Genomic DNA, 19085 nt, shown 5'->3' on the forward strand with positions numbered 1-19085 from the left:
CCAGGTCAGAACCGCGCCGGTGACGAAGGCCTGGGCGGCGGCCTGGGCCGCGGCCTGGTCCGGCCCCACGGCCGCCCAACGGCGGCCAGGCGGGCCTGGGGGAACCACCCCGACCAGCACGAGATCGCCCACGGCGGCCGGCGCCGCGACGAACACGGCCAAGCGGGCCATCAGGTCGCCCCGGTCGCGCACCGCCACGGCCAAGCGGGCGGGCAGCGTGTCGCGCCCCTCCGTCAGCGTGCGGGCGATCTCCTCCAAACTCCAGTCCGGGCGGGCGCGCAAGGCCGCGACCAGGGCATCGGCGTAGCCGCGCAGAGCCTCCGGTTCCGCCGCCGACAGACCCACGGCCATCCACCGGCCGGTGGCGGGTGCCGCCACGCGCGCCGGGGCCGCCTCCACGACCGCGTGAACGTTCACGCCACTGAGGCCGAAGGCGCTGATCCCCGCCCGGCGCGGGCCACCCCGGTCGGCCAACGCCATGGCCCGCCGAGGCACGGCGACCGGCGCCCGGTCGAAGGCGATCTTGGGATTGGGCGCGGTGAAATGGGGCTGCGGGGGGCGTGATCGTGCGTCAGGGCCAGGATGGCCCGCGCCAAACCCAACACCCCGGCGGCGCCATCCAGGTGGCCGTAGTTCCCCTTGGCGCTTCCCACCCAGGCGAAGCCCACCTCCGGCGTGTCCGCCGCGAAGGCCGTGGTCAGTCCCTGGATTTCGATGGGATCGCCCAGCGTGGTGCCGGTGCCATGGGCCTCGACATAGGACAGGCTGGCCAGCGAGACGCCGGCATCGGCGGCGGCGGCCCGGATCACCTCGGCCTGCGCCACGGGGTTGGGCGCAGCCATCCCACTGGAGGCGCCATCCTGGTTGACGGCGGTGCCCAGGATGACGGCGTGGATAGGGTCGCGCGCGGCCAAGGCCGCCGCCAGCGGGCGCAGCAGCAAGGCCACCGCGCCCTCGCCCATGCCGGTGCCATCGGCCCCCTCGGCGAAGGACAGGGTGCGGCCGCTGGAACTGTCGATGGTCAGGCGCTGGTCCTGGCCTGGGGGCAGCAGGATGGCCTTGGCCCCGCCCACCAGGGCCCAGTCGCAATCCCCGGCCCGCAGCGCGCGCACCCCCTGGTGCAGCGCGCTCAGCGAGGCCGAGCAGGCGGTGTCGACCAGGGCGGCGGGACCGCGCCAGTTGTGCTGGAAGGACAGGCGCGTGGCGACATTGGACGGAACCGTCAGGGCGAAGGCCTGCTCCACCCGCTGCGGCTCGACGGCGCGCAGCAGGGCCGCCCGCCAGGGGCCGGGGCCGCTGGCGCCGACGAAGACGCCGACCTTGGCGTCGTCCAGGGCGTTGCCGCCGCGTCCCGCGTCCTCCAGCGCCCGCAGGGCCACATCCAGGAACAGGCGCTGTTCCGGATCAATCAGGGCGGCGTCGGCGGGCGACAGGCGATAGCGCCGGCAGTCGAAGCCCAGCACCTCCTCCAGATAGGCGGCCTCACGGAAGGTCGCGGGAACCGGCAGCCCAAGGGCGGCGTAAAGCGCGCGCACATCAGCGACACGACCGGCCGGCAGCGGCCGGAACCGGTCGACGCCCGCGGCCACGTCGGCCCAGAGGTCGGTCAGCGTCTCCGCCCCCGCCACGCGGACCGCCAGGCCCACCACGGCGATGGCGCCGGACGGGATGGCGGGAAGGGCGGCAACGGATGGGGACGCCGAAGCCGGGGGAAGCCCCGTCCCGGGCGGAACGGCGGTCGGCACAGACGGGGCGGGGGCGGCGGGGGCGCCCGTGGCCGCCGCCACCCGCCGGGCCTGGTCGGCCACCGTGGCGGCGGCGAACAGGTCGGCGATGGCGAAGACGCCCGGCCAGCGCGCTTCCAGACGCTGGTGCAGGCGGATAACCAAGAGGGAGTTGCCGCCCACGGTGAAGAAGCCGTCCCGGGGCCCGAACTCCGCCTCCGGCAACAGCGCCCGCCAGAATGCGGCGATTTCCCCCTCGATGGCCGCCAGGGCGACCGGGTCCGCGTCCGCCGGAACGGCGGTGGATGGGGCGGCACGGGATGGAACGATGGCCGGCGCCGGCATGGCCGGGGCCGCCCGCAGGGGCGTGCCGGCCAGAGCCTTGCGATCCAGCTTGCCGCTGGAGGTCAGGGGCAGGTCGGCCAGCTGGAAGAAGCGGGCGGGCACCATGGCCTCGGGCAGGCGGCCAGACAGATGGGCGACCAGATCGGCCGGACCGACCGGACGCCGCAACAGCAAATAGGCATGCAGTTCCGTCAGCCCTTCGCTGGTGGCGGGCACCACGGCGGCGCGTTCCACCGCCGCATGGGCTTCCAGGGCATGCTCGATCTCGCCCGGCTCAATGCGCTGGCCCCGCACCTTCACCTGATGATCGATGCGGCCCAGATAGTCCATGCTGCCATCGGCCCGCCACCGGCCCAGGTCCCCGGTCCGGTACAGGCGGGCGCACAGGTTGTCGCCGGCGAAGGGATCGGCGATGAAGCGCTCCGCCGTCAGGTCGGGACGGTTGCGATAGCCGCGCGCCACCTGCACGCCGCCGATGTGGATTTCCCCGGCAACGCCGATGGGCGTAGGCTGGCCCCGCCCGTCCAGCACGTAAAGCCGGGTATTGGCCACCGGCCGCCCTATGGGCACGTCGCCGCCCGTCCAGGGCGTGCAGGGGTGCCAGCTGACGTCCACCGTCGCTTCCGTCGGGCCATAGAGATTGTGCAAACCCGTGCCGTGGACACGGTGCAGCAGGCGGTCGAAACGGTCGGCCAGGCCGGGATCCAGCGCCTCGCCGCTGGCGAAGACGTACCGCAGGGTCTTTAGGTCCGAAATCCGCACCCGGCCATCCTCCACGCAGGCCAGGAACGCGGCCAGCATGGACGGGACGAAATGCACCACCGTCACGCGGTGGCGGGCGATAAAGGCGGCCAGCCCCACCGGATCGCGCTCCAGGCCCGGTGGCGGCACCGCCAGCGCGGCCCCCGTCCACGACCACCAGAACAGCTCCCATACGGACACATCGAAGGTGACCGGGGTCTTCTGCAACACCACGTCGCCGGGGCCGATAGGAAACTGCCCCTGCATCCACCACAGGCGGTTCAGCACCGCCCGATGGATGATCTCCACCCCCTTGGGCCGGCCGGTGGAACCGGAGGTGAACAGCACGTAGGCCACGCCGTCCGGACCAGTGGGATTGGACGCCCCATCATCGGGCGCTGGAACGGTCGTCGCGTCGGCCGACAGGATGTGGTCGATCTCCAGCAACCGGGCGGCGCCCGCCACCCGGTCCCGGGTGGCCGCGGTCGCCACCACCAAGGGCCTGCCCAGGTCGTCCATCATGTCGGCCAAGCGGGCCGGCGGCTGATCCGCACCCAGGGGGGCATAGGCCGCCCCGGCCCTCAGCACACCGAAGATGGCCGTCAGCAGGCCGGGCCCGCGCGGCAGGCAGAGACCGACGACATCGCCCGGCCCGACGCCTTCCCCGCGCAACCGCGCGGCCACGCGGGCGGTCGCCCGGGCGAAACCCTGATAATCCAGCGTGGGGAAATCATCCCCCACCAAGGCCGGCGCGGCGGGCGCCAACCCGACCCGGTCCAGGAAGGGGGCGATGACGACCCGGTCAACCGGCAGGTCCTGGGCGGTGTCGTTGAAGCCATGCACCACCAGCGCCCGTTCCGCCGCCGGCAGCAGGTCCAGCGCCTCCAGCGTCTGGGCGGGGTCCGCCACCACCGCGCGGGCCAAGGTTTCCAACCGGGCGGCCAAGCGCGTGATCGTGGCCGGCGCGAACAGTTCCGTGCTGTATTCGATCTCGCAAGCGATCCCCCCATCGCGGCGGCAGAAGTGGAAGGCCAGGTCGAACTTCGCCAACGGGAAGTCCACGTTCACCCCCGCCGTGCGCAGGCCAGGCAGGTTCGGCGCCGCCGATGCCGCCTCCTGCCAAACCACCAGGACGTCGAACAAGGGATTCCGGCCCAGGTCGCGGGGCGCGTCGACAGCCGCGACCAGCGCCTCGAACGGGCAATGCTGGTCGTCCATGGCCTGCAGGCAGACGTCCCGCGTCTCCGCCAAATGGTCCCGGAAAGGCCGGTTTCCCGCCACCGCCTGGCGCAGCACCAGGGTGTTGACGAAGAAGCCCACGGTGTCGGCCAGTTCCGGCCGCTCACGCGGGGCGACGAGGGTACCCAAGGCAAGGTCGGTTTGGCCGGTCAGTCGATAAAGCAGGGCCTGCACCAAGGCGGTGGCCAGGGCGAACGGGGTCGCCCTATGGGCATGGGCCAGCGCCGTCAGGCGGTCGCTCAAGGCCCGGTCGAAGGTGTGAACCAAGGTTCCGCCCTTGAAGCCGCGCACCGCCGGGCGGCGGTGATCCGTGGGCAGGTCCAGGGGCGGGGGCGGAGGCGTCAGGCGGGCCACCTGCCGCGCCAGCATCGCCCTTCCCTGCGGCCCCGCCGCCAGGGCACGCTGCCACACGGCATAATCCTGCATCTGGCACTGGGGGGCGCCCACCACCGCCCCCTCCCCGGCGGCACCAGCGCCGGCGGTGTAGAAGGCGGCCAGGTCACGTAACAGCAAGCCCATGGACCAGCCATCGCAGAACGCGTGATGCACGACCAGCAGGACGCGCCAACGCTCCGGCCCGAAGCGCACCACCCGGGCACGGGCCGGCCCTTCGTGTCCAAGGTCGAAGGGCCGTATCATTTCGGCCTCGACATAAGCCTGGGCGGCGGCCGCGTCCGCCACCTCGGTCCAGTGGGGCCGCAACCCGCCCGGTGGGGCCAAACGCTGCCGAAGGCCACCCTGCCCATCGTCCACGACCCTGAGGCGCAGGGCGTGGTGCCGGGTCTCCAGGGCGACAAAGGCCCGCTCCAGCGCCGCCAGGTCCAGCGGCCCCTCGATATCGAACACCACCGGCACGTTGTAGGCGCCGCTGCCCGGGAACAGGCGTTGCAGGACGATCAGCCGTTCCTGGCCTGGGGACAGGGGATGGTCCATCCCTTCGGGCTGGCGCGGAATCGCCGCGTCGCCGTCCAGCTCGGCCGGCGCTACCCCGGCGGGCAGCAAGGCGGCGATGGCCGTCACGGTGCGGGCGGCGAACAGCGCGCGCATGGGTAGGCGGCAGCCCGTCTCATCCGCCAGGCGCACGGCCAGCCGCATGAGCAACAGCGAATGGCCGCCCAGGCGCATGAAGTCACTGGCGCCATCAATGGCCACGCCGGGGAAGAACTCGCTGAAGACGCGGGCCACCAGGCGTTGGCGCGGGTCTTCCAGGGCGGGCGTCACGACCGGCCCCACGGTCAGCGTCGCCACATGCCGGGCCAGCGCCCGGCGATCCACCTTGCCGTTCCGGTTCATGGGCAGGGCAGGCACCAGGACGAAACGCGCCGGCATCATGTAGGAGGGCAGACGTTCCCCAAGGCGCCGACGCCAGTCCGGCTCCGCCGCCGCGTCATCCGCCACCACACAGGCGACCAACAGCCGCTCCGCCCCCTGCCCCGTCACGACCACGGCGGCGGCGCGGATGTCCGCCCCTTCCTCCAGCACCGCCTCGATGGCGCCGGTCTCGATGCGGTGGCCCCGGATCTTGACCTGGCCGTCGCGCCGTCCGCCGAACTCCAGCACGCCGTCATGCCGCCAGCGGGCGTAGTCACCGCTGCGATAGGCCCGCTCCCCGCCCGCCCAGTCCAACTGGACGAAGGACGCCTCCGTCAACTCGGGCCGGTTGGCATAGCCCAGGGCCAAGCCATCGCCGGCACACAGCAATTCGCCCCAAACGCCCACGGGCACCGGTTGCAGACGATCATCAACCAGATAGACGCGGGTGTTGGCGATCGGCCGGCCGATGGGCACAGCCCCCGCCAGGTCGGCCAGATCGGCCGGGGTGACGGCGTGGACGCTGGTGAAGGTGGTGTTCTCGGTGGGACCATAGCCGTTGATCAACCGCAGGCCGGGGCAGGCCGCAAGGACCCGGGCCATTTGCGCCGGATTGGCGGCCTCGCCCCCGGTCAGGACCACGCGGGTGGTGGCGAAGGCGCCCGGCGCCTCTTCCGCCACCCGGTTGAACAATCCGGCGGTCAGCCATAGGACGCTGACGCCCGTCTGGCGCAGGGTGGCGGCCAGCGCCGCCGGATCCATCAGGTCGTCATCGCTCAGGATGCGCAGATGCGCCCCGTTCAGCAGCGTGCCCCAGATTTCCAGCGTGGCCGCGTCGAAACCCAGCGGGGCCGCCTGCGGCACCACGTCGTCCGCCGTGATCGGCGCCGCCACCGGGTCCAGCGCCAGGCGCGCCACGGCGCGATGGGGCACGACCACACCCTTGGGCAGGCCGGTGGACCCCGAGGTGAACATGACATAGGCGGGTGACCCGCCCGCCACGGCGCGCGGCGGTGCGATTTCCCGGGCCTGGGTCGGGGCGGGTGGCACCTGGTCCAGGCGGACGACGGCGACTTTATCCGTCGCTGGGCCATCCCTTTCCGGACCGCCCAAATCAGCCAGGCGCTGGGCCGCACCGTCGTCGGCCAGCACCAGCCGCGCGCCGGCATCGGCCATCAGTCGCCGCACCGCGTCCACAGGCAGCTTGGCGTCCAGCGGCAGGTAGGCGACCCCCAGCCGGGTCAGCGCCAGGGTGGCGATCACCGCCGGGACGCCCCGATCCAAGGCCAATCCCACCGCCGCGTCGTCACCCACCACGCCCGCCAGGGCGGTGGCCAGGGCGCCGACGCGCTGGTCCAGCTCGGCATAGCTGAGGGTGACACCGTCCGCACCGGTCAGGGCCGGCCGGGTGGCGTGGCGGGCGGCGGCGGCCCGCCACAGCGATCCCAGGTCGGCATCGCGCGGGTAGTCCCGGGCGGTCTGGTTGAACGTCCTCACCACGCGGTCGCGCTCCGCCGACGGCAGGATCTCCAGGTCGCCCAAGGGGGCGTGCGGCCGGGTGGCGATGTCGGCCGTCAGCACGGCCAGACGGTCGATGAAGGCCCACGCGTCGGCCTCGGCATACAGCCAGCTGTCGTATTCCACCGCCAACAGGCCACCGCCATCAGGCAGGCGGCTGAGGATGAAGGCCAGGTCGTACTTGCCGGTGTTGAGGTCCGGGGCGAACCACTCCTCCTGTCCCGGGCCCGCCTCGTCGTACACGACGACGGCGTCGAACAGGCTGTCGGCGTCCCCGCCGCCGGTCCGGGCGCGGTCGGCGATGATGCGGGTCAGCGGATAGTCCTGATGGGCGATGGCAACCGCGATGCCCTGGCGGGTGGCAACCAGATGGTCCTGGAATGGCTGGTCCATCCCCGCCGGCAGGCGGATGGGCAGGACCTCGGCATAGCAACCCACCACGCCCGCCAACTCCGGCGTCGTGCGGCAAGCGAAGGGCAGGCCCACCGCCACCTCGCGCCCATCCCCCTTCAAACGCGCCAGCAGGGTGGCCACGATGGCGGCGAACGCCGCGGTGGGGGTGGTGCGCGCCGCCTGCGCGATGGCGTCCAACATGCGGCCTTGGCGACCATCAATGCGGACCTGAACCTTGCGTCCCCGCCGGGCGGCGGCAGGGGGCCGGCGGCCGAGCGCGCCCGGCGGATCCCCCAGCGCCATCCCATCCAGGGTGGTGCGCCAATACTCCGCCAGGCGGGCGCCCTCCGGACCGGCCAGCAGGGTCCGATGGGCCTGCGCTTGGCTGATAGGGGTGAGTTCCGGCACCGGCGGCTCCCCGCCCGCCAGCAGGGTTTGCAGGTCCCGCGCGAGCAGGTCCTGGGACCAGCCATCGGTGACGATGTGGTCGGCCACGATGTACAGGCTGGCGCCCGCCGCCCCGCGCAGCAGGTGGAAACGGTAGAGCGGCCCCCGCGACAAATCGAAAGGACGGGCCAGTTCAGCCCGCAGAAAAGCGGCGGCGCGCTCCCCATCCATGCCGTCCTGGACGTCCAACGCCACCGGGCCCGGCACGGCGACCCGCTGCCATACCTGCCCTTCGCGCTCCACCAGCGTGGTGCGCAACGCCGGATGCAGGGCCGCCAGACGGGCCAGGGCGGCGCGAAGCCGGGCCTCCCCCACCCCCGCGTCCCCCAGCCCCGCGTCAAGGGGTATCAGGCAGGGCACCATCCAGTTGGCGGCATCGGGGTCATCCCGCCGGGCCAGCCACAGTCCCTCCTGCGCGGGCGACGCCAGCGCCTCCTCGGCAATGGCGTGCGGCGCCTCGGGCGGGGAAGGCGCGGCCACTGTCCGGCCGTCCAGCACCGCCGCCATGGCGGACAGCCGGGTATTGGCCAGGGCGTCGGCCAGGCTCAGTCGGCCCAGGCCCATCTCCGCCACGCGGTGGACCATGCGCATCAACAGCAGGCTGTGCCCGCCCAGCAGGAAGAAGTCGTCGTCCCGGCCGATGTGGGCGGCCTGCAGGAACTCCGCCCAGACCGCCGCCAGGCGCCGCTCCGTCCCGGTGGCGAAATCGGCCACCGCCCCAGCCGGGAGCGCGGGACCGGGCGGCGACATCCGATCCGGGCCAGCCGCCGCCCCGGGGGCGAAATCCAGCGGCTGGTTCCAGATGGCGGGCACGTCCGCCAGCGTCGCCAGGAACTGATCCCGCCATCCGGCGACGGTCGCCCGGTCCAACAGCGCGGTGGCGTGGATCAGCGAGCCCTCAAGGCCACCGTCGGCGGTGGGCAGCAGGTTCAGCATCAGCTCGTACCGCGCCGCGACGTTGCCGTCAGGCAGGACGGAAACCTCCAGCCCGGCCAGCGCCGGAGCCATCACCGGGGCCGGCTGCAGGGCGAAAACGGTCTGCACCAGGGGCGTGGTGGCGGCCGACCGGGGCGGGGCCAACGCCTCCACCAAGGCCTCGAACGGCACCGACTGGGCGTCCAGTCCGGCCAGGACCGCCTGGCGCACCCGCCCCACCAGCGTGGCGAAATCGGCCGCCCCCTCCAGGTCGATGGGAAAAACGACGGTGTTGGACAGATAGCCGATGAGCGCTTCCGCCGCCGCGCTGTCGCGACCGGCCACGGGCGCCCCCACCAGCAGACGGCGCTGCCCCGTCAGCCGCGCCAGCGTCAGGGCCCAGGCGGCCAGCAGGACCATGTAGGAGGTGGCTGACACCTGGCGTCCGGCCAGGTCCAGCGCCGCCAGCACCGGTGCGGACACACGCACCGGCAGGGCGTTCCCCTGACCATCGGCGACGGCGCCGCGGGGGCGGTCGGTGGGCAGGGACAGCACCGTCGGGAAGCCCTGGCACGCCTGGGCCAGACGGTCGACGGCCGCCTGGGCGGCGGCGGTGCCCAGGCGCTCACGCTCCGCCCGCGCCAAGGTCGGGATGTCGACGGTGATGTCCGGCAGCGACGGCGGCCGCCCCTGTCGCCGAGCGGTGTAAAGTTCGGCCAGTTCCGCCAGGAAGACGCCATTGGACCAGCCATCCCAGGCGGCATGGTGGGCGGCGACGGATAGGACATGGTGATCCTCCGCCATCCGCAGCAGCGTGAAACGCGCCGGCGCCTCGGTCGCCAGGTCGAAGGGGCGATGAGCCAACGCCGCCAGGCGATCCGCCAGGTCACCGGCCGCGATCGGCACCACCTCCAGAGCCGGCGCCTGGGCGGACGGCACCTGCGTCGCGCCGGACGGACCGTCCCGGAACAGGGTGCGCAGGGGGACATGCCGGGCCACGATGGCGTCGACGGCGGCGGTCAAGGCGGCCAGATCCAGCGGCCCGCGCAGATCCAACGCCAGATGCTCGGTGTAGGCCCCGGCCCCCGCCTCCAGCCGGTTCAGGAACCACATGCGCTCCTGTCCGGACGACAAGGGCGCAGGACCCGCCAAATGGCCCATCAACGCCGATCGGGCCGACCGCACCCGCTCCTTCAAGGCGTCGCTGAACACTCCGGCCGGCGCGTCGTAACGCAGGCGTCCGCCCTCCACCCGCAAATGGATGTCCAGCGCGGCCAGTTCAGCCAACAGGGCGGTCGCGTCCGTCACAGAAACCCCTCCTCCCGAAGGCCGACCGGGCGGACCGCCTCCAACAACCGAGCCAAACCGGCCACCGTGGCGCCGCGGAACACCGCCTCCGTCGACACCTCACACCCCAGGCGCTCCCGCAGGCGGGCGGCCACGCGCACGGCGATCAGCGAATCCCCACCCAGCGCCAGGAAATCGTCGTCCGGTCCGATGGCGGCCATGCCCAGGACGTCCCGCCACACGGCCGCGACGACGTCTTCGACGGCGCCGCCCGCCGCCGGGGCCGGGTGCGGGCTGGCGACCGGATAGGCGGCCGATGCCGTCAACGGGCCCCGCGACAGGGCGCCCGCGGCCGCGCCGGGGATCGGGGCCGATGTGGCGCCATCGGCCGCCGGCTCGATCCACAGTCGCTGAACGTCGAAGGGATAAAGGGGCAGGCGCGCGCGCGGTCCGGCTGGCGTCCGCGCCACGGGTGCGCCCGCCGTCCACAGCCGCCCGACGGCCGCCAGCAGGGAGGCCCGGCCATCCTCGGCCCCGGCCTGGCTGGCCTCGGGCTGCGTGGCGATGATACGCGGGGCGGCGACGCCGCCGGCGCGGGCCATGCGGCCCAAGCCGACGCCGGGCCCCACCTCCACCAACAGGCGCCGGGGCGCCTCCGCCAAGCGGGCGATGCCGGCCGCGAAACGCACCGTGCCGCGCAGATGCCGCACCCAATAGGCCGGATCGATGGCGTCGGCGGGCGCCAGCCAATCGCCGCTGAGGTTGGAGATGATGGGGATGCGGGGCGGCGCCAGCGCCAGGCGCGCCACCGCGTCGGCGAAATCGGGCAGCACCGGATCCATCAAGGCGGAATGGAAGGCGTGGGAAACGGTCAGGCGCCGCGCCGTCTTGCCCAGCGCCGCGACCCGATCGGCCAGGGTGGCCATTTGGGCCTCTGTTCCCGCCGCCACGCACTGGTTGGGGCTGTTCACCGCCGCCAGGTCGGCACCGACCTCGGCCACCAGGGGCGCCGCCACCGCCTCCGGCAGGGAGACGGCCAGCATGGCGCCCCGCGCCGCGGCGCCCATCAGGCGGCCCCGCGCGACCACGAGGCGCAGGGCGTCCGCGAAGGGCATGACGCCGGCCAGGCAGGCCGCCACATACTCACCCACGCTGTGACCCATCAACGCCCCCGGTCGCACCCCCTCCGCCATCAAGGCCTGGGCGATGGCGTATTCGGTGACGAACAGGGCCGGCTGGGTCATCGCCGTCTCCGCCAGGGCGCGGGCGGCGTCCGCGTCGCCGGGGTCGGCCATCAACAGATCCGCCAGGGCCGCCACTGGCGTGCCGCGCAGGATGGAGTCCGCTTCCGCCAAGACGGCGCCGGCGGCGGGCGAGGAGCGATAGAGGTCGCGCCCCATGCCCGGGTGCTGCGCGCCCTGGCCCGGAAACAGGAAGGCGACCTCCGCCCCAGTGGCCGCTGGCGCCACGCCGGCGTCGGACGCGGGATCAACGACCCGCAAGGCCGCCGCCGCCTCGGCGGGGGACGCGGCCACGACGGCACGACGCAGCCGCAGCGGCCGGCGCCGCGCCAGGGTGGCCGCTACCGACGGCAGGGGGGGCGCGTCCGGCTGGTCCAGTTGGTCGGCCACGGCCGCCGCCAGGCGGGCCAAGGCCCCGGGGGTGGCCGCAGACAGCGTCAACAGGTGCGGCGTATCGGTCCGGGGGATATCGAGCGGAGCGGCATCAGGCGGAGCCGCCACCACCAGGTGGATGTTGGTCCCCCCCATGCCGAAGCAACTGACGCCGGCCAGGCGCTCCCCCGCCACCGGCCATGACTCCGCCTTGGCGTTCACGCGGAACGGCCCCTCGGCGAAGGGGATGCGGGGATTGGCGGTGCTGAAATGGGCGGTGGGCGGCACGACGCCGTGGCGCACGGCCAGCAGCGCCTTGACCAGGCCGGCCATGCCGGCGGCGGCATCCAGGTGCCCGACATTGCCCTTGACCGACCCCAGCGGGATAGCGCCGGCCGGCACCCCGGCGTAGGCCAGGTTCAAAGCCGCCACCTCGATCGGGTCACCCAGGGCCGTGGCCGTCCCGTGTCCCTCGACAAAACCCACCTGGGTCGGCTCGACCCCCGCGTCGGCCAGGGCGGCGCGGATGGCGGCCGCCTGCCCCTGGACCGAGGGGGCGGCGAACGCGGCCTTCGCCGCGCCATCGTTGGCGACGCCCACCCCCCGGATGACGCCATGGATCAGGTCGCCATCGGCCAGGGCGTCCCCCAGGCGCTTCAGCACCAGCACGGCTCCACCCGCCCCGCCCACGGTGCCATCGGCGGCGGCGTCGAACGGCCTGCAGCATCCCGTGGCCGAGGCGATGCCGCCTTCGGCATGGATGTAGCCCCAGGGTGAGAACATGCCCAGCGACGCCGCCCCGGCCAGCGCCACCCGGCAGCGACCCAGGCGCAGGGCGTCCACCGCCGCCGCCGTCACCGACAGGGCGGTGGAACAGGCGCTGTTCACCGTCGCGGCGGGACCCGTCAGGTCCAGCTTGTAGGCCAGGCGGGTGGCGGCGAAGTCCTTGTCGGCCCCCACCACCACGGAATACCGGTCGGCGCCCCCGGCGAACCCGGCGCGCCCCCGCAAGTTGTCCAGCAGATAGGCGTTGAAGCCCACGCCGGCATAGACGCCAACGGGGCCATCGCGGGCGGGATCGCACCCCGCCTCCTCCAGCGCGTGCCAGGCCAGGCCCAGCAACAGCCGCTGCTGCGGGTCGATCTCCGCCGCCTCACCCGGGCCATAGCCGAACGGCACCGGATCGAACAGATCCAGGCCGTCGACGGCGGCGTTGGCCGCCACCAGGTCGGGATGGTCGGCCAATACCGCCGGCGCCCCCGCAGCCTGCAGGTCGGCGCGGTTGAAATGGCGCACGGCGTCGCGGCCGGCCAGCAGGTTGTCCCAGAAGGTGACGGCATCGTCCGCCCCGGGAAAGCGGAACGCCCACCCCACGACGGCGATGGCCTGACCGGCGCCGGAGGGGTCGCCACCCCGTGGGCGCGGGCCAGACCAGACGCTGTCGGCATCCGGGGAGGGCGCGTCGCCCGACAGGTGGCGCGCCAGGGCCATGACGCTGGGGAAGCGGAACAGGTCCACCGGCGTCAGGAGCCGACCCGTGGCGGCCTCGATGCCGGCCAGGGCCGGGGGCACCAACAGGGAATGGGCCCCCATCTCGAACAGGTTGGCCGCCGGATCCACCGGCCGGCCCAGCAGGCCGGCCCAAACCCCGGCGATGGCGTCCTGCAGGTGGGCGGCGCTGGGCATCGGACTGGAGGACGCGGGGGAGGACGCCGGGTCCGCGTCCGGTGGTGGCAGGGCGCGCCGGTCCACCTTGCCGGAGGTGGTCAGCGGCAGGGTGGCCACGGGGATGATGCGCAAGGGCACGGCCGCCGCCGGCAACTGGTGGGCCAGAACGATGCGCGCGGCCACGGGATCGACCACGCCGGCCACATAAGCCACCAACGCCATGCCCCCTGGGGCGTCGGCCCAAGGCACCACGGCCGCGGCGGTGACCCCGTCCAGCGCCCGCACGGCGGCCTCGACCTCACCCAGCTCGATACGCTGTCCCCGGATCTTCACCTGATCGTCCTGGCGCCCGCCGAACAGCAGGGTGCCATCCGCCGTCCAACGGGCCCGATCCCCCGTCCGGTACAGCCGGTCACCCGGCGCGCCGTGGGGATCGGCGATGAAAGACTGGGCGGTTGCGGCATCCAGGCCCCAATAGCCTTCAGCCAGGCCGGCGCCGCCGATGCACAACTCCCCCTCCACCCCCACCGCCACGCGGGCCAGCACCTGATCCAGGATGCGGACGCGGCAACCGGGCAAGGGGCGGCCGATAGGGATTTCCGCCTCGTCACCCGCGACGCGGTGGCCGGTGGCGTCCACCGTGGCCTCTGTCGGCCCGTACATGTTGTAAACCGGCACCGGCCCCAGCAGCGCGCGGATGCGCTCCACATGCCGGGGCAGCAAGCGCTCGCCGCCCAACACCACACGACGTAGCGTGGGTGGCGGCGACAGGGGTGGCCGCGCCAACAGCGCATCCAACTGGGAGGGCACGAGGTTCAAATGGGTGACGCCCCGCTCCGCCACCTGCGTCCAGAAAGCCCCCGGATCCAGTAGGGTGGCGCGATCCGGCAGCCACAGCGTGCCGCCGGTGGTCAACGCGAAGAACAGCTGCTGCAGGAACGGATCGAAGCCGATACTGGAAGCGCCGCACACCACCTCGTCCCCATCCAGCCCGAACCAGGCGGCCATGGAGCGGACACGCCGGCTGAGCGTGCCGTGGGCCAGGGCCACGGGCTTGGGCCGGCCGGTGGACCCGGAGGTGTGGTACAGGCAGGCGGTCGCCGCCGGATCAAGGGCACGGGTGGGCGAGGCCGGCACGTCCCCCCCGGCAGGGATCGGCGGCCCCTGGTCCAGCCGCACCAGGTCGGCAGCGGTGGCCAGGGCGGCCGGCGCGCTCGCATCCGTCAGCACCAGGCGGCACGCCACGCCACTGGCCAGAAGCGCCAGCCGATCCGCCGGCAGCGCCGGATCCAGCGGCACCAGCACGCCGCCCGCGCGCATCACCGCCAGGAAGCCGACCACCACCGCCGGGCTGGCGGCGGCGCATAGCCCAACGGGCCGACCCGCCACCCCCAGGCTGCCCAAATGCGCGGCCCAGGCCGCCACCTGCTGCTCCAGGACCCCGTAGCTGAGGGAGGTGGGGCCGACCATGACGGCCGGCACCTCGGGGTGGCGGGCGGCCACGGCAGCCACCAGTGCTGGCAAGGCGGTCGCCCCCAGGTCAGGCGGCAACGTCCCCCATCCTCCCAATCGGGAGGGGGGTGGGAACCCGCCGCTGACCCCTTACCCTTGGACGCCACCACAACCCCCCAATAGACACGCATCGTGTCCCGTCAGCCGTCCCTCACCACGCACAGCCTCGTTGACAACGCAGCGTAAAGCACATCCGGGAGACACGATGGAAGTGCAAATTTTGTTACGAGTGTTATTCAGGGTTGCAGTTGTGAGCGTTTGGTGCAAGATCAAATCGCGGATAACGGTCACCAACGTCCGCGTGGAAACGCCCAATCCCCTGATACAGAGCGGCGGCGCCCAAGGCTCAGCCAGCCCGCTCGAGTTGCATGGTATATCACCGCACTATTATGGATTGAAGCATCTGGATCCCACTGCCACTAGGCCGTGCCTCCAAGGGATAACACCGCCCAGGGGATGCCGCCGCCCGGGAATCCGCCGCGAACAAGGGAGTTGCCAGTATGTACGCGGACGATATCGCAGCGCCGCCAGCCCCGTCGGCCGCCGCCCATCCGCAGGGCGTGCGCCTGTCCAGCGCGCAGCAACAGGCCTGGTTCCTGGAACGGCTGGTGCCCGATACCGTGGCCTACAACTTCCAGGCGCGATTCTCCATCACCGGGCCGCTGGACACGGCAGCGCTGACCGGGGCCCTCGCCGATCTGATCATCCGCCATGAAATCCTGCGCACCGTCTTCCTGGAGGGTGAGGACGCGCCCTATCAGGTGGTACAGGCGCCCTGGCTGCCGGAACTTCCCGTGGTGGATCTGGCGGGCGTGCCGGGCGGCATGCGCGACAGCTACGCGGAATTGCTGATCGAGACGGAAATCCGCAAGCGGATCGATGTGGGCCGGCTGCCCCTGGTGCGCTGGCTCCTGGTCCGCCAGGCGCCCGACCGTCACCTGCTGCTGCATATCGAGCATCATCTGGTCCATGACGGCTGGTCCTACCGGCTGTTCATGCGGGAGCTGGCGGCGCTGTACAGCGCACGGGTACGCGCCGGCGGGACGGACACCGCGCCCGGCGGCGATCTGGACGCCACCTTGGGCGAGGTCACCCAATTCGCCGATTACTGCCGGTGGGAGGGGGCGTGGTTGGAATCGGCGGAGGGACAAGGCCAGCGGGCCTTCTGGCGTGACCGCCTGGCGGGCTGGCCGGCCTACGGCCACAGCCTGGTGGCCGGCGTGGCCGAGCGGCGCCAGGCCCTGACCTTCTCTGGCGCGTCGCAATCCTTCCCCATTCCCGGCGCCACCTTGGGGGCCCTGGCGGACCTGGCCACCGCCACCCGGACCACCCTGTTCGAACTGATGCTGACCATCTTCGGCGCCCTGGTGCGGGAGCGGCGGGGCCTGGACCGGGTCATCATCGGCACCGCCATCGCCAACCGCGACCAGCCGGAAACGCAGACGGTGATTGGCATGCTGGTCAACATGCTGCCCCTGCGCCTGCACGGCGGCGGCAGCCTTGACGACCTGTTGGCCGCCACCCGGGAGGAAGTGCGCGGCGCCTTCCTCAATGGCCGCATCCCCGTCTCCACCATGGTGGAAGACCTGCAGCCGGCACGGGCGGCCAATGCCCTGCCCTACATCCAGACCAGTTTCAGCTTCCACAACTCCATGACGCGCGATCTGGACTTCCACGGGCTGACCGTGGAGGTGACCGAGGGCGTGTCCAACGGATCCGCCAAATTCGACCTCAACGTCATCGTCGTCTTCGATGACGAGGCCAATCCCCGACGGGGCGGCCGCGTCCTGGCCGAATACGCCCATGACCTGGCGCCCGCCGCCGACATCCAGGCGTTCTTCGAGGATTTCCTGGCGACGGCGGCGCGCTGGGCCGCCGCCCCGCATCTCGATCTGGCCGGGCTGCGCGCCGGTGCTTCCTCCGCGGCCAGTGGACGGGACGTCGACCTGGCCTATTGGCGCCGGGCGCTGGCCGACCTGGGGGATGCCAGGCTGGCCGGACCGGCGTACCGCACAGCCCGCGCCAGTGGGCACCGGGCCCGGCTCAGTCAGTCCCTGCCCCTGACGCCGCATGCGCCGGACCTGCTGGCGGCCTACGCCCTGGTCCTGGCCCGCCACACCGGCAGCGACGACGTGCTGTTCGGTTACCGGCCCGAGGGTCGGGCGGAACCCTTGCCCCTGCGGTTGCGGGTGGACGAGGAGCAGTCCTGGACCGCGTTGAAGGCCCAAGCCGCCTCAACCGCGGCGTCGGCGTTGGCGCATGGCGACCTGCCCCTGGCCACCCTGGCCGACGCGGTGGCGGATGGGCGCGACAGCGGCCTGTTCCAGACCGCGCTGGTCATGGGCGCCGGTGGCCCCCCGTCGACCGCGCTGGAACTGCGCGTGGCGGGGGACCACCTGATCCTGGACTATGACGACGGCCTGTTGACGGAAGCACAGGTGGCCCGCCTGGGCGCCAGCCTGGCGCGGGTGCTGGCCGCCGCCGCCGCCCAGCCGGAGGCACCCCTTGCCGACGTCCCCAGCATGGATCCGGCGGAACGGGACCGGGTCCTGGCCTGGTCCACCGGCGCCACGCCGGCCTTTCCCAACCGGACGGTCCACGGCCAGTTCGAATACTGGGCCGCGCGGCAGCCCGACGCCGTGGCCTTGCGCCACGGTGGCGTCCGGGAGCCCGCGACCGTCAGCTACGGCGCCCTGGACCAGGCGGCGGCGCGGATCGCGGCCGGCCTGCGGTCGCGGGGGGTGGCGCCGGGCGACACCGTGGGCATCGCCGCCAGCCGGGGCCCAGCGCTGATCGCCGCCTTGCTGGGGATTCTGAAGGCCGGTGCCGCCTATGTGCCGTTCGAGACCGAGTTCCCGGCGGAGCGCCAGCGCCTGATCCTGGTGGAAAGCCGGGCCCGCCTGGTCCTGACCGACGCGCCCGATGCCATCACCGCCGGGCTGGACCTCCCGGTGGTGGTTATCGACCCGTTGCTGGCGGAAGCGCCGCCCGCCCGGACGGACGGCGCGGTGGACACCGCCCCCTCCCCCATGCGGGGCGCCGCAGATCGCGCCTACATCATGTTCACATCGGGCTCCACAGGGACGCCCAAGGGGGTCCACAGCACCCATGAGGCCGTCGTCAGCCTGGTGTGCGACACCGACTATCTTACCGTCGCGCCCAGTGACCGCCTGATGGCGTTCGCGCCGCTGTCCTTCGACGCGTCGACCTTCGAAATGTGGGCCGCGCTGTTGAACGGCGCGTCCCTCCTGCTGCCGCCGGTACGGACCGGCCTGGACGAACTGGCGGAATTGGTGGCGGCGGAGAAGGTCAGCATCCTGTGGATGACCACCGCCTTGTTCAAGGAACTGGTGGAGGCCCATCCCGCCATCGTCGCGGCCACGCGCTGGGCCATGACGGGCGGTGACATCGTGCCAACGGACAGCGTACGGGCCCTGTTCGCGGCACCGGGCGCCTGCCGCCTGATGGTGGCCTATGGTCCCACCGAGGCCACGACCTTCACCACCTGTCACGAAATCACGCGGGACGCGCCCCTGGGCGACCGCGTGTCCATCGGCCGCCCCATCGCCCACACCAACGTCTACCTGCTGGACCGCCGGGGCCGGTTGGTGCCGCCGGGCGTGCCGGGGGAGATCGCCATCGGTGGCCGCAGGGTTTCCGGCGCGTACATCGACCGGCCAACCCTGACGGCGGAACGCTTCATCCCCAACCCGTTCATTCCCGGCGACACCCTGTTCCGCAGCGGCGACGTCGGCGTCTGGGCCGAGAACGGCACCCTGGATTTCCAGGGCCGCACCGACGACCAGGTGAAAATCCGGGGCTTCCGGGTAGAGCCTGGCGAGGTGGAGGCGGTGCTGCGGCGGCTGGATGGCGTGCGGGACGCCACGGTCATCGCCCATCGCACCCCGCGCGACAAGCGCCTGGTGGGCTTCGTCGTGCCCCAGGCCGGCGCGAACCTGACGGAGGCGTCCCTGCGCGCCGCCCTGCGCACCACCCTGCCGGATTACATGGTGCCGGCACGGTTCCTGTTCGTGGAGGCGCTGCCGCTGCAAACCACGGGCAAGCTGGACAAGCGCCGCCTGAACCGGCTGGCGGACGAGGTGACACCGGACGGCGGCACGCCCGAGACCGCGCCATCCAGCCTGGAACCGATGGTGGCCCGGGTATGGCGGGAAATACTGGGCCTGGCGGCGGTGGCGCCGGAGGACGACTTCTTCGCCCTGGGGGGGCATTCACTGGCCGCCATGCGCATCATGTCGCGCCTGTCGCGGGAGGTGGGACGCCGCCTGCCCCTGAGCCTGCTGTTCGAGGGGCCGACGGTACGGGCCCTGGCCACCGCCATCGACGCCCGCCGGCCCGCATGATCCCGGCC

4 protein-coding genes (1 of these 4 only partly in view) are annotated in these 19085 nt (G+C 72.8%); 1 reads left to right on the top strand and 3 read right to left on the bottom strand.

Annotated features, from left to right (window positions below; genetic code table 11):
• The 3 genes in view from ULB03_RS01645 to ULB03_RS01655 are tightly spaced (each overlapping or abutting the next) and all read right to left on the bottom strand, a layout consistent with a single transcriptional unit that may run on beyond the window.
• Positions 1–495, bottom strand: the beginning of a protein-coding gene (locus ULB03_RS01645; protein WP_322481582.1) for an SDR family NAD(P)-dependent oxidoreductase. Its footprint begins 2691 nt before the window's first position; the window shows 495 of its 3186 coding nt (coding positions 1–495); the start codon lies at positions 493–495; its stop codon lies off the left edge, out of view.
• The gene (locus ULB03_RS01650; RefSeq protein WP_322481583.1) at positions 414–9941 is read right to left on the bottom strand and encodes a non-ribosomal peptide synthetase; all 9528 of its coding nucleotides are present in this window, start codon (positions 9939–9941) and stop codon (positions 414–416) included. The genes ULB03_RS01645 and ULB03_RS01650 overlap by 82 nt, the downstream gene beginning before the upstream one ends.
• On the bottom strand, positions 9938–14752 hold the full coding sequence (locus ULB03_RS01655) for a polyketide synthase (RefSeq protein ID WP_322481584.1): 4815 nt from the start codon (positions 14750–14752) through the stop codon (positions 9938–9940). Before ULB03_RS01655 ends, ULB03_RS01650 begins: the two co-directional genes overlap by 4 nt.
• A 461-nt stretch (positions 14753–15213) precedes the next feature.
• Between ULB03_RS01655 and ULB03_RS01660 the strand changes: the two genes are divergently transcribed.
• Entirely contained in the window at positions 15214–19077 is a 3864-nt protein-coding gene (locus tag ULB03_RS01660) for a non-ribosomal peptide synthetase (protein WP_322481585.1), read from the top strand.
• Positions 19078–19085 lie beyond the last annotated feature (8 nt).

This window comes from Nitrospirillum goiasense (genome assembly GCF_034427435.1).
Lineage (GTDB): Bacteria > Pseudomonadota > Alphaproteobacteria > Azospirillales > Azospirillaceae > Nitrospirillum.